Source organism: Streptomyces sp. NBC_01190, from assembly GCF_045039895.1.
Taxonomy (GTDB): domain Bacteria; phylum Actinomycetota; class Actinomycetes; order Streptomycetales; family Streptomycetaceae; genus Actinacidiphila.
In genome coordinates this window covers 5,959,987-5,981,594 of sequence record NZ_CP108580.1, presented here as the reverse complement: position 1 = coordinate 5,981,594, position 21,608 = coordinate 5,959,987, and the positions used below count along the sequence as shown (strand labels likewise).

Here is a 21,608-nt window from a genome sequence, read left to right as displayed (position 1 = left end):
CCCTGGCGCTCCCCAGCCCCCTCCGCCGCCGCCCCGTCGCCTTCCCCCTGCCGACCCTCCGCCGGCCCCCGGGCTCAGCGGAACTCGGCCTTGCCCGGCCCGTCGTCGAGGAAGCTGCGCATGCCGGTCTCCCGGTCCGCGGTGGCGAACAGCCCCGCGAACAGGGTCCGTTCGAGAGCCAGGCCGGTGTCCAGGTCCGACTCGAGGCCGATGTCCACCGCCTCCTTGGCCGCCCGCAGCGCGTACGCCGGGCCGCGGGCCAGCTTCTCGGCCCAGGCGCGCGCCTGCGCGTAGACCTCCCCGGGCGGGGCCACCTGGTCGACCAGGCCGATCAGCAGGGCCTCGGCGGCCGGCACCATCCGGCCGGTGAAGATCAGGTCCTTGGCCCGGGCCGGGCCGACCAGCCGGGACAGCCGCTGGGTGCCGCCGGCGCCGGGGATCAGGCCGAGCAGGATCTCCGGCTGGCCCAGCTTGGCGTCGTCCGCGGCGATCCGGATGTCGGCGCACAGCGCCAGCTCGCAGCCACCGCCCAGCGCGTAGCCGTTGACGGCGGCGACCACCGGTTTGGGGATGCGGGCCACCGCGGTGAAGGCGTCCTGGAGGCCGCGCGAGCGGTCCACCATGTCCTCGTACGTCATCGCCCGCATCTCTTTGATGTCCGCGCCCGCCGCGAACACCCGCTCGCCGCCCCACACCACCACGGCCCGTACGTCAGGGCGCCCGGCGGCCTCCTCGGCCAGCTCCTTGAGCCGGTCCTGGGTGGCCGTGTCCAGGGCGTTGAGCGGGGGCCGGTCGAGCCGGATGGTGCCCACCGCGTTGTCGACTTCAAGGGTCACCGTCATGCACGCGAGCGTACGACGGGCGGGCCGCCGGAGCGACGACGGCCCGCCCGGGGCACCCGGGCGGGCCGTACGTCATCACATCACCGTGGCTCACCGGCGGCGGTGTCTCAGGCGTTCCACTCGCTCCAGCTCAGGTTCCAGCCGTTGAGGCCGTTGTACCACTGGACGGTCCGGTCGTGGGAGTTGACCACCTGGACGACGTCGCCGAGCAGCGAATGGTTGTAGAACCAGGCCGCCGGGGTGTCCGCGTCGCCCGCGCCGCGCACGTCGTGCAGCCCGACGCAGCCGTGGCTGGTGTTGCTGTTGCCGAAGACCGAGGGCGCGGCCCAGTAGTTGCCGTGGATGAAGGTGCCGGTGTTGGTGAGCCGCATGGCGTGCGGCACGTCCGGGATGTCGTACTCCCCGCCGAAGCCGACCGTGTCACCGTTCATCCGGGTCTTGATGTACTTCTCCGAGATCACCATCTTGCCGTTGTACGTGGTGTGTTCCGGCGCCCCCGAGGAGATCGGGATGGTCCTGAGCACCTTGTTGTCCTTGTAGACGGTCATCGAGTGCTTGGCCGCGTCCACGATGCTGACCTGGCGGCGGCCGACGGTGAAGTGCACGTCCTTGTGCTGCTTTCCGTAGACACCGGGGGCGCCCTCGACACCGTTGAGGTTGAGGCTGAGGGTGACCTTGGTGCCGGCCGCCCAGTAGTCCTGCGGGCGGATGTAGACGTCCTGGTCGCCGTTCCACTTCGCGGCGACCGCCACCGCCGGCGAGGCGGTGACCTTCAGACCGCCCTCGACCGCCTTCTTGTCGGTGATCGGCCGGTTGAAGTGGAGGTAGACCTCCATGCCGACCCCGACGGTGGAGCCGTCCTCCGGGGTGAAGAAGCCGACGAAGGTGTCCTTGGGCACGGTCGTGGTGAACGACGCGTGCTTGTCGGACTCCCGGCCCTTGGCGTCCTTGGCCACCGCGTCCACCGTGTACGCGGTGGAGGTGTCCAGGTGGTCGGCCGGCGTCCAGCCGAGGCCGTCCGCGGAAACAGCGCCGGGCACCGCGACCCCCTTGTCGTCCTTGACCACGACCGAGGACAGCTTGCCGCCCGACGCGGCGACCTTCAGCGCCCCGGTGGTGGCCACGTCGGTGGCGCCGTCCCTCGGCAGGATCGACACGACAGCGGTCGACACGGAGGTGTCGGCGCTGCTGGTGGCCCCGGCGGACGGCTTCCCGTCGTCGCTTCCCGGCCCCGCCTTGTCGCCGCCGTCCGGACCGCAGGCGGTCGCCAGCAGCATCACCGCACCGAGTGCCAGTGCCGCCAGGCTCTTCCTGGTACCCGGCGCCACACCTATCGGCTTCACGTTCTCCACTCCCCTGACCCGCGTAACAGCCTGAACTCCCCCTGTGACCGAAAGAAAACCACACGCACCACACCGTCATGGCCCGCGGAATGTCACCGTTCCGTCCCAGTTGCTCGCGGGTGACCTCGCGCTCGGCCGGCGGGGCCGGCGGGGCCGCCAGGTCAGCGGGGTTCAGCGCAGCGCCGAGCCGGCCCGCCAGGCCGGCCAGCCGAGGTTCCAGCCGCTCATCCCGTTGTCGGGGGCGACCGTGCGGTCATGGGAGTTGACCACCCGGATCGGGTCACCGATCAGCGAGTGGTCGAAGAACCAGGCCGCGGGGGTCCGCTCGGGGAGCCGCCCGGCCACTCCGGGCAGCGGAAGGCCGGGCTTGGTGTCCCGCAGCCCGATGCAGCCGTGGCTGACGTTGTCGGTGCCGAAGACCTCGCCCGGCGACCAGTAGTTGCCGTGCACGAAGGTGCCCGAGGTGGTCAGCCGCATGGCGTGCGGCACGTCGGGGATGTCGTACTCGCCGCCGAAGCCGACGGTGCGGCCGTTCATCCGGGTGCTGACGAACTTCTCGGCGATCACCATGATCCCGTTGTACGTGGTGTGCCGCGGGCTGCCCGAGGTGATGGGGAGCACCCGGAAGAGCCGACCTTCCCGCAGCACCCGCATGGTGTGGGTGGCCGCGTCGGCGGTGCTGACCTGCGAGCGGCCGATGGTGAAGGTGACATCCTTGGACTGCCGGCCGAAGGTGTTGGCCGCGCCGCGGACACCGCGCAGCCGCAGGTGCAGGGTGACCCGGGTGCCGGACCGCCAGTACGCGGCCGGCCGCAGGTCGAGCCGCCGGTCGCCGAACCAGTGGCCGGCCACCGGCACCGGCGGCTCGGCGGTGACCGTCACCCCCCGCTCCACGGCGGCCCGGTCGGTGATGGTCCGGTTGAACCGCAGCGAGACGATCATGCCGGTGCCGACGGTCGATCCCGCCTCCGGCGAGAAGTACCCGACGAAGGTGGCCTTCGGAACCGGCCGCGGCGACGCGGTGTCGTCCTTGGCGTCGTGGCCGCCGAAGCCGGCCCCGCAGCCGGCGAGCAGCGCGGCCGCGGCCGCCATCCCCACCGACCGCGCGAGCCGCCGCGGCGCGCTCCCGACCGCCCGTTGTCCCACAACCGACCTCCCACGTCCCACTGCTGTCGTCACGCACCGTCAACGAGGCGGCGACCGCCGGGAAACGCGCAGCTCCGACGGTTCTCGTGTGACACTCAACCTCCAGTTGGGAAAGATGGTCGAAGGGGCACGGCCGACCGCGGGACATGGGACGTTCACGCGGGCGACGGCCGGGTCCGAGCCGTGGGAGGAAACACGTGTCCGAGACACGCGCATTCAGCCCGGCGGGTCCGGCGGACGAGATCGCCGGAGCCGCCGGGGCCGTCCCGCGGCCCGCTCCGACGCTGCCCGCGCGCCCCCGGCTCGGGGCCCCGCGCGGCGGCGAGCCGGAGCGGGGGCAGGGCGGCGGCGCGGCGCGGGCCGGGGATCCCCCGGCCGTGGCGCCGACCGTCTGGCCCGGCACCCCGCAGCCGCTCGGCGCCCGCTTCCATACCGGCCCGGACGGCCGCCCCGGCACCAACTTCGCGCTGTGGGCCCGCGGCGCCGAATCCGTCGAGCTGTGCCTCTTCGACGCCGACGGCACCGAGACCCGGGCGCCGCTGGCCGAGCTGACCCATGAGGTGTGGCACGGCTTCGTCCCCGGCGTGCTGCCGGGCCAGCGGTACGGCTACCGGGTCGGCGGCCGCTGGGACCCGTGGACCGGCGCCCGCTGGAATCCGGCGAAGCTGCTGCTCGATCCGTACGCGCGGGCGGTGGACGGCGATTTCGCCCTCACCCCGGAGATGTACGGGCATGTCCGCGACTGGCCGGAGCCGGAGGTCGCCGACACCGTGCGCGACAACCGCGACTCGGCGCCGTATGTGCCCAAGGGCGTGGTGGTGGACGACGATGACGACTGGGTGGACGACCGGCGGCCCAAGACGCCCTGGTCGGACACGGTCATCTACGAACTGCACGTCCGCGGCTTCACCCGGACCCATCCCGGTGTGCCGCCGGAACTGCGCGGTACCTACGCCGGTCTGGCCCATCCCGCCGCGATCGAGCACCTGACCCGGCTCGGGGTGACGGCGGTCGAACTGCTGCCGGTGCACCAGTTCGCGCACGAGGAGCACCTCGAACGCCGGGGGCTGCGCAACTATTGGGGCTACAACTCGATCGGCTACTTCGCGCCGCACGCCGCCTACAGCGCCAGCGGCACCCGCGGCGGACAGGTCGGCGAGTTCAAGCGGATGGTGCGGGCGCTGCACGCGGCCGGTATCGAGGTGATCCTCGACGTGGTCTACAACCACACCGCCGAGGGCGGCCAGGGCGGGCCCACCCTCTCGCTGCGCGGCATCGACAACCGCGGCTACTACCGGCTCGGCGAGGATCCGCGCGGCTACACCGACTACACCGGCTGCGGCAACACGCTCAACGTCGTCCAGCCCCATGTGCTGCGGCTGATCACCGACTCGCTGCGCTACTGGGTGACCGAGATGGGCGTGGACGGCTTCCGCTTCGACCTGGCGGCGGCGCTCGCCCGCTCGATGCACGACGTGGACATGCTGTCGCCGTTTCTGGCGGTGATCGCCCAGGACCCGGTGCTGCGCCGGGTCAAACTGATCGCCGAGCCCTGGGACGTCGGCTCCGGCGGTTACCAGGTGGGCGCCTTCCCGCCGTTGTGGACCGAGTGGAACGACAAGTTCCGCGACACCGTGCGGGACTTCTGGCGGGGCGCCACCGGCGATGTGCGCGACATCGGCTACCGGCTCTCCGGTTCGAGCGACCTGTACGACTGGGGCGGGCGGCGGCCGTACGCGTCGGTCAACTTCGTCACCGCGCACGACGGTTTCACGCTGCGCGACCTGGTCTCGTACAACGCCAAGCACAACGAGGCCAACGGTGAGGACGGGCGGGACGGCACCGACGACAACCGGTCCTGGAACTGCGGTGCGGAAGGCCCGTCGGCCGATCCGCGGGTGCTCGCGCTGCGCCGCCGGCAGATCCGCAATCTGCTGGCCACGCTGCTGCTGGCCACCGGTGTGCCGATGCTGGTGGCGGGCGACGAGATGGGCCGGACCCAGGGCGGCAACAACAACGCGTACTGCCAGGACTCCCCGATGAGCTGGATCGACTGGTCGCTGCTGGAGGATCCCGGCTGGCGGTCGGTGCGGGACATAGCGGCCCGGCTGATCGCGCTGCGCCGCGCCCATCCGGTGCTGCGCCGGGGCGGGTTCTTCTCCGGTCTCGCGATCACCCCGGAAGGGCTGCGCGATGTGGCGTGGTTTCTGTCCACCGGGCGGGAGATGGGCGAGCACGACTGGTACGCGCCCTCCTCGACGCTCGGCATGTACCTGTCCGGGCGGGACATACCGCAGCGGGACGCCCGGGGTGAGCCGGTGGTGGACGACAGCTTCCTGCTGATCGTGCACGCCCACCACGACCCGGTGGACTTCGTCCTGCCGGGGGCGCCCTGGGCGAGGGCGTACGAACTGCTGCTCGACACGGCCCGGGAGGACGGCGGGCAGCCGCCGGCGGCGGGGAGCGGGGCGGGAACCGGCGGGGAGTCGGAGGCGGGCCCGGGGGGTGACGCGGCGGCCGGCCGGGAGCCGATCCGGACCGGATCGGACAGCGCCGCTGACGGGCCGGTCGGCGGTGAGGCCGCCGGGCCGGCCGACCCGGCGGTCACCGCCGCGGGGGCGTCGGTCCAGCTCATCGGGCGTTCGCTGCGGCTCTACCGGGCGATCCGGATCTGACGGCCGCATCGCAGATCAGCGCGGTGGGACGGGCGGCCGGCGGGCGGCCCGCCCCTCCGCTGGACTCGGTGGAGTGGTCCAGTCCATTCTGTGCTGGTGAGCTCTTCAGCGCCTCGTTCCGCCGCACGGGCCGACCCCGCCGCCGAGGTCACGCCGGTGGGCGGCGCCGTCGTACCGGGCCTCGCCGCCGGCCTCGGCCCGGACCGGTTGTGGTCCGCCAACTTCCGCGCCTACTTCACCGCCCGCTCGGTGGCCATGCTCGGCGACACCATGCTGCCGGTGGCGCTCTCCGCCGGCCTGCTGTCGTACGGCTACTCGGCCGGTGACATCGGGCTGGTGATGGCCGCGTCCACCGCGTGCTTCGCCGGACTGGTCATCTTCGGCGGGGTGTTCGCCGACCGCTTCAACGTCCGCGCCCAGATGATCGGCGCCGACCTGGTCCGGGTCGGCTCACAGTCGACCGCGGCGGCCCTCTTCGTCAGCCACCGGGTGCGGCTGTGGGAGATCGTGGTGATCGCGATGGTGAACGGGACGGCGGCGGCGATGTTCCAGCCGGGCGTGGCCAGCACCATCGTCCGGGTCGCCACCGATGTGCAGGGCGCCAACGCGGTGACCAGGACGGCGGAGTCGGTGGCGAGCCTGGCCGGACCGGCGTTCGCCGGTGTGCTGGTCGGATTCGTCTCCCCGGGCGCGGTGTTCGCCGTGCACGCCGGCACGTATCTGACCAGCGCGGTATGCCTCATCCTGCTCCGCTTCGACCGGCCGCCGCCGAAGATCACCGCCGCGGGCTCCTTCCGGGCCGATCTCGCCGAAGGGTGGCGGGAGTTCAGCTCACGCACCTGGATGTGGTCGGTGATCGTGGTGTGGATGGTGTTCATGGTCTTCGTGGTCGGCCCCTACACCCCGCTGGCCGCCGGTCAGATCATCCCCGAGCACGGCGCGGGCGCGTATGGTCTGGTGAACTCCGCGCTCGGCGCCGGGACGGCGGTGGGCGCGCTCTGCGCCCTGCGGATCCGGGCCGCCCGGCCGCTGCGGGCCGGGTCGCTGGCGCTCTTCGCCACCGCGCTGATGCCGGTCTCGGTCGGCCTCGACCTGCCGGTGGCCGCGATGTGCGGCTGTGTGTTCGTGGCCGGCCTGGGCACCGCCTACTGGGGCGTCAACTGGGCGACCAGCGTGCAGACCCAGGTGCCCGGCACCATCCTCAACCGCATCCACGCCTACGAGGTGGCCGGTTCGGTGGCGATGGTCCCGGTCGGCCAGGCGCTGGCCGGTCCCGCCGCCGCGGCCTTCGGCGCGGACCATGTGCTGCGCGCGGGCGGGGCTGTGACCGTCGCGGTGGCGGTGGCGCTGCTCGCGATCCCCGCGGTCCGCGATCTGCGCCGCGTTCCGGCCTAGGACCGTTCAGGGAGCCCGGACCGGCGGCGCGGGCCGGCGGTCCGGGCCGCGCCCAGGCTGTGCTCGGGCCGCGCCTGGGCCATGCTCGGGGCAGACTCGGGCCGCGCTCAGACCAGGCTCTCCCGCCATGCCTGGTGCAGCCCGGCGAAGTGTCCTTCGGCCGAGATCAACTGGTCGGGGGTGCCGTCCTCCACGATGTGGCCGTCCCGCATGACCAGCACCCGGTCGGCGATCTCCACGGTGGACAGCCGGTGGGCGATGATCACCGCGGTCCGCCCGCGCAGCACGGTGCGCATCGCGTTCTGCACCGCCCGCTCCCCGGGCACATCGAGGGAGGACGTGGCCTCGTCCAGGATGAGGACGGCCGGGTCGGCGAGCAGCGCCCGGGCGAAGGCGACCAGTTGGCGCTGCCCCGCGGAGATCCGGCCGCCGCGTTTGCGCACGTCGGTGTCGTACCCGTCGGGCAGCGCGCTGATGAACTCATGGGCGCCGATCGCCCGGGCCGCGGCTTCCACCTCCTCGCGGGGCGCGTCCGGCTTGCCGATGGTGATGTTGTCGGCGACCGTGCCGGAGAACAGGAACGCCTCCTGCGTGACCATCACCACGCCCCGCCGCAGATCGGCCAGGGCCAGATCGCGCAACTCCACCCCGTCGAGCAGCACCCGCCCTTCGGTGGGGTCGTAGAACCTGGCCAGCAGCTTGGCCAGGGTCGACTTGCCGGCGCCGGTCGCGCCGACCACCGCCACCGTCTGGCCGGCCGGGAGCCGCAGGTCGAAGGCGGGCAGCACCTCGCCACCGGTCCGGTAGGCGAAGCGCACCGCGTCGAAGACCACCTCGCGTCCCGGCTGGTCGTCCTGCCGCTCCGGCAGCGGCACCGGCCGCTCGGGCTCCGGCACGGTCGGCGCCTGGGCGAGCAGCCCGGCGAGCTTCTCCAGCGAGGCGGCGGCCGACTGGTAGGAGTTGAGGAACATCCCGAGCCGGTCGATCGGGTCGTAGAGCCGGCGCAGATACAGCACGAAGGCGGCCAGTATGCCGAGGGCCATACCGCCGCCCGCCACCCGGTAGCCGCCCCACAGCACGATGCCGGCGATGGTGATGTTGGCCATCAGCCGGGACCAGACGACATACCGGGCCATCTCCAGGATCGCGTCGCCGTTGGCCCGCTCATGGCGGCGGTTGAGCACGTCGAAGGCCTCGTCATTGGGGCGCTCCCGGCGGAACGCCTGGACCGGCCGGATGCCGTTCATCGTCTCGGTGAACTTCACGATGACCGCGGCGATGGCGGTGGAGCGCTTGCGATAGGCCGTCATCGAGCGGTTCTGGTAGGCCCGGATGGCGATGTACAGCGGGACGTACGAGGCCAGCACGGCCAGTCCCAGCTTCCAGTCGAGGACGAGCAGCAGCACGGTGATGTAGACGGCGGAGAGGACCACGCCGATCAGCTCTTCCAGGCCGTCGGTGAGCAGTTCCCTGATCGACTCCACGTCGGAGGTGGCGCGGGCGATCAGCCGGCCCGAGGTGTAGCGCTCATGGAAGTCGAGGCTGAGCGACTGGGCGTGCCGGAAGATCCGGCCGCGCAGGTCGATCAGCACATCCTGGCTGATGACCGCGGCCACCCGGATGAACCAGCGTTGCAGCACCCCGGACAGGAGGCCGCAGCCGAGATAGCCGGCCGCGACCGCGATCAGCCCGCCGTGCCGTCCGTCGCGGACCTGCGGGATGGCGTTGTCGATGGCGTAGGCGACCAGGAGCGGGCCGGCCTGCACAGCGGCCTGCTGCACCAGCAGCAGCACCGCGGCGAGCCAGACCCGCCGGGTGTGCGCGTGGAGCAGTGAGCGCAGCAGGACGCGCTGGGCGTTCTTCGGCGCGGGCAGGACGTCCTGGGCGAAGGGGTCGACCACGGCGGGCAGGCCGGCCGGGTCCTGCCGCTCGTCCGGTTCTGCGGTGCTCGGTGCGGCCACGGACGTCATCGGGCGTCGCTCCTCTCCAGCGCGGGCGCCGGCATGTCGCGTTCGTGCGGTTCGTCGTCTGTGCCGGGTGCACCGGATGTACCGGATGTACCGGGTGCACCGGGGTTATCGGGGGCGCCGGGCTCGGGGAGGCCGGCGGGCTCGTCGTCGCCCGACATCAGGTGGCGGTACTCCGCGCTGTCCCGCAGCAGCTCCTGGTGGGTGCCGACCGCCGCGATCCGGCCACCGGTCAGCAGGGCGACCCGGTCGGCGAGCAGGACGGTCGAGGGCCGGTGGGCGACGACCAGCCCGGTGGTGTCCCGCAGCACCTCGCGCAGCGCCGCCTCGACCAGCGCCTCGGTGTGCACGTCGAGCGCGGAGAGCGGATCGTCGAGGACGAGGAACCGCGGCCGGCCGACGACCGCCCGGGCCAGCGCCAGCCGCTGCCGCTGGCCGCCGGAAAGGCTCAGGCCCTGCTCCCCCACCTGGGTGTCGAGCCCCTTGGGCAGCTTGTGCACGAAGTCGCACTGGGCGACGGCCAGCGCCCGCCGCACGTCCTCCTCGGTGGCTCCGTCGGGTCCCGCTCCCATCTCCACGTTCTCCCGGACCGTCGCGGAGAAGAGGGTGGGCTCCTCGAAGGCGACGGCGACCAGTTCGCGCAGCCGGGCGAGCGGCAGTCCGGCGATGTCCACCCCGTCCAGGGTGATCCGGCCGCCGGTGGCCTGATGCAGTCGCGGCAGCAGCGCGGTGAGTGTGCTCTTGCCGCTGCCGGTCGCGCCGACCAGCGCCATCGTCTCGCCGGGGCGGATGTGCAGATCGATACCGGCCAGCAGCTCCGGGGAGCCGTCCGCCGCGTCGGGGTAGCGGAAGCGGACGTCCGCCAGCCGCAGGCCGTCGGCCCGCGGCGGTGTCTCGCTGCCCGACGGATCCACCTCGGGGATGTCCATCGCCTCGAAGTACCGGTCGGCGGCGGTGGCCGCCTCGTTGCTCATCGCCAGCAGGAAGCCGATGGACTCGACCGGCCAGCGCAGCGCGAGCGCGGTGGAGAGGAAGGCGACCAGGGTGCCGGCCGAGAGCTTGTCGTCGGAGACCTGGAGCACGCCGAGCACCAGGGCGCCGCCGATCGCCAGCTCGGGCAGCGTCATGATCACCGCCCAGATGTCCGAAAGCAGTCGCGCCTTGCGCATCTCGGTGTGCCACAGCTCACGGGACTTGCCGCGGAAGGCGCGGGCCTGGCTGCGGTGCCGGCCGAACGCCTTGACGATCCGGATGCCGAGCACCGACTCCTCGACCACGGTGGCCAGATCGCCCGCCTGGTCCTGGGCGGCGCGCGCGGCGAAGGCGTACCGGGTCTCGAAGAACGAACAGAGGATCATCATCGGCACGGCGGGGGCGAGCAGCACCAGGCCGAGCAGCCAGGACTGGGCGAAGAGGATGGCGAAGCCGATCACGATGGTCGCCGCGTTGACCACCAGGAACACCAGCGGGAAGGCCATGAACATCCGCAGGAACTGGAGGTCCATGGTGGCCCGGGAGAGCAACTGCCCGGAGGCCCAGCGGTCGTGGAAGTCGACCGGCAGCCGTTGCAGATGCCGGTAGAGGCCGGCCCGCATCCCCGCCTCGACCCCCGCCAGCGGTCTGGCCACCATCCAGCGCCGCACCCCGAAGAGCCCCGCCTCCAGCAGCCCGAGCAGCAGCACCAGTCCGCCGCCGAGCCAGACCCCGCCGGGGTCGTGGCGCTGCACCGGGCCGTCCACCATCCACTTGAGCACCAGCGGGATCAGCAGCGACATGCACGAGGCCGCGACCGCCACCACCGCGGACACGGCCAGCCTCGCCCGCACCGGTCTGATGTACGGCCACAGTCGCAGCAGCGAGCGCGGCGTCGAGTGCGGCGGGGGGACCCGGGACTCAGCGGGCGCGGCCGGCTCGGGGAGTTCGGGGCGCTCGGAGGGTTCGAGGTGCTCCGGGCGCTCAGAGAGTTCGGGGAGTCCAGGGAGTCCAGGGCGTTCGGGGGGCTCGGGAGGTGTGGGGGAGGTTCCGGCGGCAGGCGTCACTTTTCGACCCTAGGGGGCACCACTGACACCGCTCACCTCATTTTCGCCGCGGGCCTCACCCGTCGGCCCGTCGGCCCGATTCAGCCATCCGTCTCACGGGTCGAGTTGACAGCAAGCCAATGATCAACTCAGCCCCAGGGGCACTATAGTCGCGCAACGCCCGATATGTGGGGGCGGAAATTTTTCCTCGCCGCAACACAGCGATCACACATGCCCGCTATGCGAACCTACGATCCCGCTCACCGAACGTATTTCAGCCATTCTCCGGTCATGGCAATGACATGGACAGGTAAAGGATGCCACTCTGTGCCCCGTTCCACAGCAACAACGCCACACAGCAGCAGTACAGCCAGACCACAGCTCTACCCGCGTAGCCCACCATCCCCATCTGCCCGGACTGTCCCGGCCGCCACCGCGGCCGCCGCAGAAGGAGTGACACCTAAGTGCGCAGATCCCCCCGCACCGCAGCCGTGGCAGGCGCCCTCATCGCAGGCGCTGCCATGGTCGCCGTGAGTCTCCCCGCCGGTACGGCTTCGGCCCAGACCGCGACCGCCACCCCGGCCGCCCAGGCCGACACCCACGCCGCGCCCCGCGCCGGCGCACTGCCGGCGAGCCTGTCCCCCGCGCAGCAGACGGCCCTGGTCTCCACGGCCCAGTCGAAGAGTGCCGCCACCGCTTCGTCGCTGCACCTCGGCGCGAACGAGAAGCTGGTCGTCAAGTCCGTCACCAAGGACCAGGACGGCACCACCCACACCCGCTACGAGCGGACCTACCAAGGCCTGCCGGTGCTCGGCGGCGACCTGGTGGTCGCCCAGAGCGCCACCGGCGCCACCACCTCGGTGGACAAGGCGACCGACGCCGCGATCACGCTGGCCGGCACCACCGCGGTGAAGAGCGCCGATTCCGCCAAGTCCGCCGCCCTGACGGCCGCGAAGGCGGCGGGCGCCGCGAGCCCCTCGGCGACCGCGCCGCGCAAGGTGGTCTGGGCGGCGACCGGGGTACCGACCCTCGCCTGGGAATCGGTGGTCGGCGGCTTCCAGGACGACGGCACGCCGAACCAGCTGCACGTGATCACCGACGCCACCACCGGTGCCAAGCTGTACCAGTACCAGGGCATCGAGACCAGCGTGGGCAACAGCGAGTACAGCGGCCAGGTCAGCATCACCACGACCAAGTCCGGCTCCACGTACAACCTGACGGACGGCACCCGCGGCGGGCACAGCACGTACAACCTGAACCACGCGACCTCCGGCAAGGGCACCCTCTTCACCGACGCCGACGACGTGTGGGGCGACGGCAACGGGGCCACCGCGCAGACCGCCGGTGTGGACGCGGCCTACGGCGCCCAGGAGACCTGGGACTTCTACAAGAACACCTTCGGCCGCAACGGCATAGCCGACGACGGGCGCGCGGCGTACTCCAGCACGCACTACGGCAACAACTACGTGAACGCGTTCTGGGACGACAGCTGCTTCTGCATGACCTACGGCGACGGCAGCGGCAACACCCACCCGCTGACCGCCATCGACGTGGCCGGCCACGAGATGAGCCACGGCGTCACCGCCAACTCCGCGGGCCTGAACTACTCCGGTGAGTCCGGCGGCCTCAACGAGGCCACCTCCGACATCTTCGGCACCGGCGTCGAGTTCTACGCGAGCAACCCGACCGACGTCGGCGACTACCTCATCGGCGAGAAGATCAACATCAACGGCGACGGATCGCCGCTGCGCTACATGGACAAGCCGAGCAAGGACGGGGCGTCGAAGGACAACTGGTCCTCCAGCCTCGGCGGCCTCGACGTGCACTACTCCTCCGGTCCGGCCAACCACTTCTTCTACCTGCTCTCCGAGGGCAGCGGCGCCAAGACCATCAACGGTGTGAGCTACAACAGCCCGACCGCTGACAACCTGTCGGTGCCGGGCATCGGCCGGGACAACGCGCTCAAGCTCTGGTACAAGTCGCTCACCGAGCGCTTCACCTCCACCACCAACTACGCGTCGGCGCGTACCCAGTCGCTCCAGGCGGCGGCGGACCTGTGGGGCGCGGGCAGCGCCACCTACAACACGGTCGCCAACACCTGGGCCGCGATCGCGGTCGGCAGCCGGGTCAGCACCCCGACCGGCGTCACCGTCACCAACCCGGGCGCCAAGTCCTCCGTGGTGAACACGGCGGCCAGCCTCCAGATCCAGGCGAGCAGCACCAACGGCGGCTCCCTGACGTACTCCGCCACCGGCCTGCCGACCGGTCTGTCGATCAGCGCCTCCTCCGGTCTGATCTCCGGCACCCCGACGACGGCCGGCACCTACAGCGTGACCGTGACGGCCAAGGACTCGACCAACGCCAGCGGCTCGGCCTCCTTCACCTGGACCGTCAGCACCAGCGGCGGTGGCGGTGGCTGCACCGCGGGGCAGCTGCTGGCCAACCCGGGCTTCGAGAGCGGCGCCACCTCCTGGACCCAGTCCTCCGGCGTCATCGACAACAGCACCGGCGCCCCGGCCCACAGCGGCTCCTACAAGGCCTGGCTCGACGGTTACGGGACCACCCACACCGACACCCTGTCCCAGTCGGTGACCATCCCCTCCACCTGCACCAGCGCCACCTTCACCTACTACCTGTCGATCACCACGGCGGAGACCAGCACCACCACCGCCTACGACAAGCTGACCGTCCAGGCCGGCAGCACCACCCTGGCCAGCTACTCCAACATCAACAAGAGCAGCGGCTACGTCCAGCACTCGATCGACCTCACCCCCTACAAGGGCACCACGGTCACCCTGAAGTTCACCGGCACCGAGGACTCCAGCCTCCAGACCTCCTTCCTGGTGGACGACACCGCGGTCAACGTCAGCTGACCCGCTCACTGATCGCCCCGCTGGTCACTGTGCTCACCTGATCGGCGGAAACGACCCGGGCCGGCGCCCCCACCGCCGGCCCGGGTCTTCGGTTTTTTACCTTTTTACTACGGTGTGGGATGAACATTTCTGCCGTTTCAGATCCGTACAGTGCGGATCTGGACACACCTGCCCCACCAGTAGGAGATGGATATGGCAACCGGAACCGTGAAGTGGTTCAACTCGGAAAAGGGCTTCGGCTTCATCGAGCAGGACGGCGGCGGCTCCGACGTCTTCGCGCACTACTCCAACATCCTGTCGCAGGGTTACCGCGAGCTGCTCGAAGGTCAGAAGGTCGAGTTCGAGATCACCCAGGGCCAGAAGGGCCCGCAGGCGGAGAACATCCGCCAGATGGGCTGAGCCACCACGGAAAGGCGGCAGGCCCGCACCGGTCCGGTGCGGGCCTGCCGTCGGCTCCAGCCGACCGAGCCGACCGAGCCGAATCTGCCGACCGAGCCTCGTCTGCCGGCTCGGCCTGCCAAGCGGGCGGTTCTAGCGCAGCACCCCCGCCGTCATCCCCTCCGCCTCGGCCGGCACCGCCACCAGGCCCAGCTCGGCCGGGGTGGCCAGCAGGGGGTGGGACGGCAGCACCCGGACGGTGTAGCCGAAGGCGCCGGTGCGGTCCAGCGTGAGCTGGCCCTCGAAGTGGACGCGTCCGGTGGTATCCGGGGCGCCCGCCGGCTTGAGGGACAGGGCGGTCGGCGCGGTCAGCCGGTCGGCCGCGTCCACCGGTCCCGCCAGCAACTGGACATCGACGTCGGCCGGGTCGAGGCCGCCCAGGGACACCTGGGCCCGCAGCGTGAGGGTGGAGCCCAGCTCCGGGGTGCCCTCGTCCGCCTGGCCGGTCTCCACATGCTCGACCGACACCTGCGGCCACTGCTCGCGCAGCCGCTTCTTCCAGCCCGCCAGCTCGGCCGCCGCGGCCCCCTGTATGGCGCGGTGCGAGCGGGCGGCGGGCGCGTACAGCTCGTTGACGTAGTCGCGCACCATCCGGCCGGCCAGCACCTTGGGGCCGAGCGTGGTCAGGGTGTGCCGGACCATCTCGATCCAGCGCTGCGGGACCGACTCCCGGGTGTGGTCGTAGAAGCGCGGCGCGACCTGGTTCTCCAGCAGCTCGTAGAGGGCGGTGGCCTCGATCTGGTCGCGCCGGTCCTCGTCGGTCAGGCCGTCGGCAGTGGGGATCGCCCAGCCGTTGTCACCGTCGAACCACTCGTCCCACCAGCCGTCGAGCACCGACAGATTGAGGCAGCCGTTGAGGGCGGCCTTCATCCCCGAGGTGCCGCAGGCCTCCAGCGGGCGCAGCGGGTTGTTGAGCCAGACGTCGCAGCCCGGGTAGAGCAGCCGCGCCATCCGCATGTCGTAGTCCGGGAGGAAGACGATGCGGTGCCTGACCCGGGGGTCGTCGGTGAACCGCACCAGTTCCTGCACCAGCCGCTTGCCGCCGTCGTCGGCCGGGTGGGCCTTGCCGGCCACCACGATCTGGATCGGCCGCTCCGGGTGCAGCAGCAGGCTCCGCAGCCGGTCCTGGTCGCGCAGCATCAGGGTGAGCCGCTTGTACGACGGGACACGGCGGGCGAAGCCGATGGTGAGCACGTCCGGATCGAGCACGCTGTCGGTCCAGCCGAGCTCGGCCTCGCCCGCGCCGCGCTGCCGCCAGGAGTCGCGCAGCCGGCGGCGTACGTCCGCCACGAGCTGTTCGCGCAGCTCGCGCCGCAGCTCCCAGATGGCGGCGTCCGGGATGTCGGCGACCGCCTCCCAGCGGTCGGCGCCGCCGACGATCATGGCGTCCTCGGCGGCCTGCGCACCGGCGTGCCGGGCGGCGAGCCGCTGCACCTCCGGGGCCACCCAGGTCGGCGCGTGCACCCCGTTGGTGATCGAGGTGATCGGCACGTCCTCGGGGTCGAAGCCCGGCCACAGGCCGGCGAACATCTCCCGGCTGACCGCGCCGTGCAGGGTGGAGACGCCGTTGGCGCGCTGGGCGAGCCGCAGGCCCATGACGGCCATGTTGAAGAGGCCGGGGTCGCCGCCGGGGTAGGTCTCCCGGCCGAGTTCGAGGATCCGGCCGATGTCCACACCGGGCAGTTCCGCGTCGTCGCCGAGATGCCGGCCGATGAGTTCGTGGTCGAAGCGGTCGATACCGGCGGGAACGGGGGTATGAGTGGTGAACAAGGTGCCGGCCCGGACCGCTTCCAGGGCCGCGTCGAAATCAAGACCGTCAAGGGAGAGTTCCCTTATGCGTTCGAGACCGAGGAAGCCGGCGTGGCCCTCGTTGGTGTGGAAGACCTCGGGCGCCGGGTGGCCGGTGATACGGCAGTAGGTGCGGACGGCGCGGACACCGCCGATGCCCAGCAGCATCTCCTGGAGCAGCCGGTGCTCGCTGCCGCCGCCGTAGAGCCGGTCGGTGACATCGCGCTCGGCCGGCTGGTTGCTCTCGACATCGGAGTCGAGCAGCAGCAGCGGGACCCGCCCGACCTGGGCTTTCCAGATCTGGGCATGGAGAGTGCGACCGCCGGGCAGGGTCAAGGTGACCTCGGCGGGTGTGCCGTCCTCCTCGCGCAGCGGGGTGACCGGCAAGGAGTTGGGGTCGAGGACGGGGTACTGCTCCTGCTGCCAGCCCTCCCTGGAGAGGGTCTGGCGGAAGTAGCCGTGCCGGTAGAGCAGGCCGACACCGATCAGCGGTACGCCGAGGTCGCTGGCTGCCTTGAGGTGGTCTCCGGCAAGGATGCCCAGGCCGCCGCTGTACTGCGGCAGGGCGAAGGTGATACCGAACTCAGGGGAGAAGTAGGCGATGGACGTGGGCAGGTCGGTCTGTTCTTGGTACCAGCGGGGGTTGGAGGTGTAGTCGGCCAGATCCTCGCGGACGGCGGCCAGCCGGCGCAGGAAGCGGCGGTCCGCGGCGAGTGCCGTGAGCCGTTCTTTGGAGACCGTGCCGAGCAGCCGTACCGGGTCGCCCTGGGCGGCCCGCCAGCCTTCCGGATGGACACTGCGGAAGAGTTCCCTGGTCTCCTGATGCCATGACCAGCGTAGGTTCTGGGCCAGTTCCTCCAGGGGCCGCAATGGTTCCGGTAGGACGGTGCGCACGGTGAATCGACGGATTGCCTTCACAGGTTGACCGTAACTCTGTTGGAGGGGGCCTCGGGACCGATCACCGCGATCCGATGGTTCAAACGCTCGAACGGCGGCTCACGGAAGCGATGGGCGCACCCACCGCGCGCTCCCGAAACCGTGTCGGCGCATGCGTTCACCGCACTGGTGCGGGGCAGGCTCGTTTGCGTGACCCCGCTCACAGATCCACATGAGTGAACGCGCAGAATTGCGATCGAGCGGGTAGGCCGGTCAGTCGGGTCCGTTCCGCCAAGAACAGTTAAAAAGAGCGTGGGGCGTCGTCTCTGCCCCGTTCTCGGAGCCGTACCAGGATCAACCGAGCGCCATGCTGAGCGTCGTGCTGAGCGTCGCCCCGAGCGCCCACACGCACCGCCCACACGCACCGCCAGCACGTCACCCCGAACGCCAGCCAGCCCCACCGAGCCCCAACCGAGTGATCGAATCCCCATATGCCGCTAATCTTCCTAATATCACGAGCTGTACAGGTGAGGCCATGATCGGTCGTATTCCCGTTGTCGATGTCCACCCGGTCGTGGACTGCGGCCGCCGCCCGGCGAAGGCGGTGGCCGGCGAGACCTTCGAGGTGACCGCCACCGTGTTCCGGGAGGGACACGACGCGGTGGCCGCCAATGTGGTGCTCCGCGACCCGGCCGGCCGGCCCGGTCCTTTCACCCCGATGCGCCCGCTGGCCCCGGGTACCGACCGGTGGGGCGCCCGGGTCACGCCGGCCACCGAGGGTCACTGGACGTATGCCGTCGAGGGCTGGTCCGACCCGGTCGCGACCTGGCGGCACACCGCGGGCATCAAGATCCCGGCCGGTATCGACACCGAACTGGTGCTCGCAGAGGGCGCCCGGCTCCATGAGCGGGCCGCCGCGGGCGTGCCCAAGGGCGACGGGCGGGCGGTGGTGCTCGCCGCCGTGGACGCGCTGCGCGACGAGGGCCGGCCGGCCTCCGCCCGGCACGCGGCGGCGCTGGCCCCGGACGTGGTGGCGGTCCTCGACCGCTTCCCGCTGCGGGAGCTGGTGAGCGCCTCGCGTCCGCTGCCGTTGCTGGTCGAGCGGGAGCGGGCGCTGTTCGGCTCCTGGTACGAGCTCTTCCCGCGCTCGGAGGGCGCGGTGGTCGAGCCGGGCCGCCCACCGCGCTCCGGCACCTTCCGCACCGCCGCGGAGCGGCTGCCGGCGGTCGCCGCGATGGGCTTCGACGTGGTGTACCTGCCGCCGATCCACCCGATCGGCACGGCCTTCCGCAAGGGCCCCAACAACAGTCTGTCGGCGGGTCCCGACGATGTCGGCTCGCCGTGGGCGATCGGCTCCCCCGAGGGCGGGCACGACGCGGTCCACCCCGATCTGGGCACCATCGACGACTTCGACCACTTCGTGGCGCGCGCCCGCCAACTGCGCCTGGAGGTGGCGCTGGACTTCGCCCTCCAGTGCTCCCCCGACCACCCCTGGGTGGGCAAGCACCCCGAGTGGTTCGCGCACCGCGCGGACGGCACCATCGCGTACGCCGAGAACCCGCCCAAGAAGTACCAGGACATCTACCCCATCGCCTTCGACGAGGACTTCGCCGGGCTGGTGCGGGAGACGCTGCGCGTGCTGCGGCACTGGATGGCGCACGGCGTCCGGATCTTCCGGGTGGACAATCCGCACACCAAGCCGGTGGTGTTCTGGGAGAAGGTGATCGGCGACATCAATCGCACCGACCCCGATGTGATCTTCCTCGCAGAGGCGTTCACCCGCCCGGCGATGATGAGCACGCTGGGGAAGATCGGCTTCCAGCAGTCCTACACGTACTTCACGTGGCGTAATGACAAAGCGGAACTGACTGACTACATGCTGGAGTTGAGCAGGGAGACGGCAGGCTGGATGCGGCCGAACTTCTTCGTCAACACCCCTGACATCCTCCATGCCTACCTGCAGAACGGCGGCCGTCCCGCGTTCGAGACCCGGGCCGTGCTCGCCGCCACCCTCTCCCCCAGCTGGGGGGTGTACGCGGGGTTCGAGCTGTGCGAGGCGGCCCCCGCCAAGCCGGGCAGCGAGGAGTACCTCGACTCGGAGAAATACGAGCTGCGGCCGCGCGACTGGGCGGCAGCCGAGGCCGAAGGGCGCTCACTGGCGCCCTTGATCAGTAAGCTCAACCAGCTCCGCCGTCGTCATCCGGCGCTGCGGCAGCTACGGGACATCACGTTCCACCACGTGGACAACGACGCGCTGCTGGCCTACTCCAAGCGGCGTGACGACGACGTCGTACTGGTGGTCGTCAACCTGGACCCGTTCCACACCCAGGAGGCGACCCTGTCGTTGAACATGCCAGAACTCGGCCTCTCCTGGCACGAGTCGTTCCCGGTGCGCGACGAGCTCACCGGCGAGACCTACCACTGGGGCAGGGACAACTATGTGCGCCTTGAGCCGGGCCACGCGCCCGCGCACGTGCTGTCACTGCGACCGTCTCCATCGATCGGAGGGTCACTCAGTTGATCGTCAACGAACCCGTCCCTGATACCTTCGAGGACACACCGGCAAAGGACCGAGATCCCGACTGGTTCAAACGGGCGGTGTTCTACGAAGTCCTCGTCCGCTCCTTCCAGGACAGCAATGGCGATGGAGTCGGCGACCTGAAGGGAATCACCGCCAAACTCGACTATCTGCAATGGCTGGGCGTCGACTGCCTCTGGCTGCCGCCGTTCTTCGCCTCCCCGCTGCGGGACGGCGGTTACGACGTCTCCGACTACACGGCGGTACTGCCGGAATTCGGTGACCTGGCCGACTTCGTCGAATTCGTGGACGCCGCGCACCAGCGCGGCATGCGCGTGATCATCGACTTCGTCATGAACCACACCAGTGACCAGCACGAGTGGTTCCAGCAATCCCGCAGCGACCCGACCGGGCCGTACGGCGACTACTACACCTGGGCCGACGACGACAAGCAGTTCCCCGACGCCCGGATCATCTTCGTCGACACCGAGACGTCCAACTGGACGTTCGACCCGGTCCGCAAGCAGTACTACTGGCACCGCTTCTTCTCCCACCAGCCGGACCTCAACTATGAGAACCCGCAGGTGCAGGAGGAGATCCTGGCCGCGCTGCGCTTCTGGCTCGACCTCGGCATCGACGGCTTCCGCCTCGACGCGGTCCCGTACCTCTACCAGCAGGAGGGCACCAACTGCGAGAACCTGCCCAGGACCCACGGCTTTCTGGCCCGGGTCAGGGCGGAGATCGACGCGCACTACCCGGACACCGTGCTGCTGGCCGAGGCCAATCAGTGGCCCGAGGACGTCGTCGACTACTTCGGCGACTTCCAGAAGGGCGGTGACGAATGCCATATGGCGTTCCACTTCCCGGTGATGCCGCGCATCTTCATGGCGGTGCGCCGGGAGTCGCGCTATCCGGTCTCCGAAGTGCTGGCCAAGACCCCGGCGATCCCGGCGGGCTGCCAGTGGGGGATCTTCCTGCGGAACCATGACGAGCTGACCCTCGAAATGGTCACCGACGAGGAACGCGACTACATGTACGCGGAGTACGCCAAGGATCCCCGGATGCGGGCCAATATCGGGATCCGCCGCCGGCTGGCCCCGCTGCTGGACAACGACCGCAACCAGATCGAGCTCTTCACCGCGCTGCTGCTGTCGCTGCCCGGTTCACCGATCCTCTATTACGGGGACGAGATCGGCATGGGCGACAACATCTGGCTCGGTGACCGGGACGGTGTGCGCACGCCCATGCAGTGGACGCCGGACCGCAACGCCGGCTTCTCGTCGAGCGACCCCGGCCGGCTCTTCCTGCCGACCATCATGGACCCGGTCTACGGGTATCAGGTCACCAATGTCGAGGCACAGATGAGCTCTCCCAGCTCGCTGCTGCACTGGACCCGGCGGATGATCGAGATCCGCAAGCAGAACCGGGCCTTCGGGCTCGGCTCGTTCACCGAGCTGCCGTCGAGCAACCCGGCCGTCCTCGCCTTCCTCCGGGAGGACGGTGACGACCTGGTGCTCTGTGTGAACAACTTCTCCCGATTCGCCCAGCCCACCGAACTGGATCTCCAGCAATTCGCGGGACGCCATCCGGTGGAGCTGATCGGCGGGGTACGCTTCCCCGCGATCGGCCAACTGCCGTACCTGCTGACCTTGGCAGGACACGGTTTCTACTGGTTCCGGCTGCGCCGGGACCAGGTCTGACGAGGGGGGGCCGGGGCGCCCGGCCCCCC

At 70.7% G+C, this 21,608-nt stretch carries 12 protein-coding genes; 6 read left to right on the top strand and 6 right to left on the bottom strand.

What is annotated here, in order from left to right; translation table 11 throughout:
- Window positions 1–74: 74 nt before the first annotated feature.
- The 3 genes from OG519_RS25215 to OG519_RS25205 all read right to left on the bottom strand — a co-directional run bounded on the left by OG519_RS25215 (window position 75) and on the right by OG519_RS25205 (window position 3,331).
- On the bottom strand, window positions 75–842 hold the full coding sequence (locus OG519_RS25215; protein WP_405588174.1) for an enoyl-CoA hydratase/isomerase family protein: 768 nt from the start codon (window positions 840–842) through the stop codon (window positions 75–77).
- A gap of 107 nt (window positions 843–949) precedes the next feature.
- Window positions 950–2,119 (bottom strand): Ig-like domain-containing protein, encoded by a 1,170-nt coding sequence (locus OG519_RS25210; protein ID WP_405592974.1) that lies wholly within the window; start codon window positions 2,117–2,119, stop codon window positions 950–952.
- A gap of 237 nt (window positions 2,120–2,356) precedes the next feature.
- Entirely contained in the window at window positions 2,357–3,331 is a 975-nt protein-coding gene (locus tag OG519_RS25205) for an Ig-like domain-containing protein (protein ID WP_405588171.1), read from the bottom strand.
- A gap of 197 nt (window positions 3,332–3,528) precedes the next feature.
- Between OG519_RS25205 and glgX the strand changes: the two genes are divergently transcribed.
- The gene (gene glgX / locus OG519_RS25200; RefSeq protein WP_405588169.1) at window positions 3,529–6,006 is read left to right on the top strand and encodes a glycogen debranching protein GlgX; all 2,478 of its coding nucleotides are present in this window, start codon (window positions 3,529–3,531) and stop codon (window positions 6,004–6,006) included.
- Between the two features lie 93 nt (window positions 6,007–6,099).
- Complete coding sequence (locus tag OG519_RS25195) at window positions 6,100–7,401, top strand: MFS transporter (protein WP_405592973.1); 1,302 nt, start codon at window positions 6,100–6,102, stop codon at window positions 7,399–7,401.
- 107 nt (window positions 7,402–7,508) lie between these two features.
- On the opposite strand, the gene OG519_RS25190 is transcribed toward OG519_RS25195, so the two are convergent.
- Both OG519_RS25190 and OG519_RS25185 read right to left on the bottom strand, forming a co-directional pair.
- A complete protein-coding gene (locus OG519_RS25190; RefSeq protein ID WP_405588167.1) occupies window positions 7,509–9,371 on the bottom strand; it encodes an ABC transporter ATP-binding protein in 1,863 nt (620 codons plus the stop codon).
- The gene (locus tag OG519_RS25185; RefSeq protein ID WP_405592971.1) at window positions 9,368–11,143 is read right to left on the bottom strand and encodes an ABC transporter transmembrane domain-containing protein; all 1,776 of its coding nucleotides are present in this window, start codon (window positions 11,141–11,143) and stop codon (window positions 9,368–9,370) included. The genes OG519_RS25190 and OG519_RS25185 overlap by 4 nt, the downstream gene beginning before the upstream one ends.
- A gap of 764 nt (window positions 11,144–11,907) precedes the next feature.
- Here OG519_RS25185 and OG519_RS25180 point away from each other — a divergent pair.
- Together OG519_RS25180 and OG519_RS25175 are read left to right on the top strand one after the other, a co-directional pair.
- The gene (locus tag OG519_RS25180; RefSeq protein WP_405592969.1) at window positions 11,908–14,259 is read left to right on the top strand and encodes a M4 family metallopeptidase; all 2,352 of its coding nucleotides are present in this window, start codon (window positions 11,908–11,910) and stop codon (window positions 14,257–14,259) included.
- Window positions 14,260–14,451: 192 nt separating this feature from the next.
- Complete coding sequence (locus OG519_RS25175) at window positions 14,452–14,658, top strand: cold-shock protein (protein WP_405588164.1); 207 nt, start codon at window positions 14,452–14,454, stop codon at window positions 14,656–14,658.
- A gap of 132 nt (window positions 14,659–14,790) precedes the next feature.
- Here OG519_RS25175 and glgP read toward each other — a convergent pair whose 3' ends face one another.
- Window positions 14,791–17,403 carry an alpha-glucan family phosphorylase gene (gene glgP / locus OG519_RS25170; RefSeq protein ID WP_405588162.1) on the bottom strand — a complete coding sequence of 871 codons (2,613 nt, stop codon included), beginning with the start codon at window positions 17,401–17,403 and terminating at the stop codon, window positions 14,791–14,793.
- A gap of 493 nt (window positions 17,404–17,896) precedes the next feature.
- Between glgP and OG519_RS25165 the strand changes: the two genes are divergently transcribed.
- A complete protein-coding gene (locus OG519_RS25165) occupies window positions 17,897–19,882 on the top strand; it encodes an alpha-1,4-glucan--maltose-1-phosphate maltosyltransferase (RefSeq protein WP_405588160.1) in 1,986 nt (661 codons plus the stop codon).
- Complete coding sequence (gene treS, locus OG519_RS25160) at window positions 19,879–21,579, top strand: maltose alpha-D-glucosyltransferase (protein WP_405588158.1); 1,701 nt, start codon at window positions 19,879–19,881, stop codon at window positions 21,577–21,579. Before OG519_RS25165 ends, treS begins: the two co-directional genes overlap by 4 nt.
- Window positions 21,580–21,608 lie beyond the last annotated feature (29 nt).

Bases quoted from the DNA above. Each gene is read 5' to 3' on its own strand.
- OG519_RS25215 (WP_405588174.1), bottom strand. From the start codon at position 842: ATGACGGTGACCCTTGAAGTCGACAACGCGGTGGGCACCATCCGGCTC.
- OG519_RS25180 (WP_405592969.1), top strand. From the start codon at position 11,908: ATGGTCGCCGTGAGTCTCCCCGCCGGTACGGCTTCGGCCCAGACCGCG.
- OG519_RS25165 (WP_405588160.1), top strand. From the start codon at position 17,897: ATGATCGGTCGTATTCCCGTTGTCGATGTCCACCCGGTCGTGGACTGC.
- OG519_RS25210 (WP_405592974.1), bottom strand. From the start codon at position 2,119: ATGCTGCTGGCGACCGCCTGCGGTCCGGACGGCGGCGACAAGGCGGGG.
- OG519_RS25175 (WP_405588164.1), top strand. From the start codon at position 14,452: ATGGCAACCGGAACCGTGAAGTGGTTCAACTCGGAAAAGGGCTTCGGC.
- OG519_RS25185 (WP_405592971.1), bottom strand. From the start codon at position 11,143: ATGTCGCTGCTGATCCCGCTGGTGCTCAAGTGGATGGTGGACGGCCCG.
- OG519_RS25190 (WP_405588167.1), bottom strand. From the start codon at position 9,371: ATGACGTCCGTGGCCGCACCGAGCACCGCAGAACCGGACGAGCGGCAG.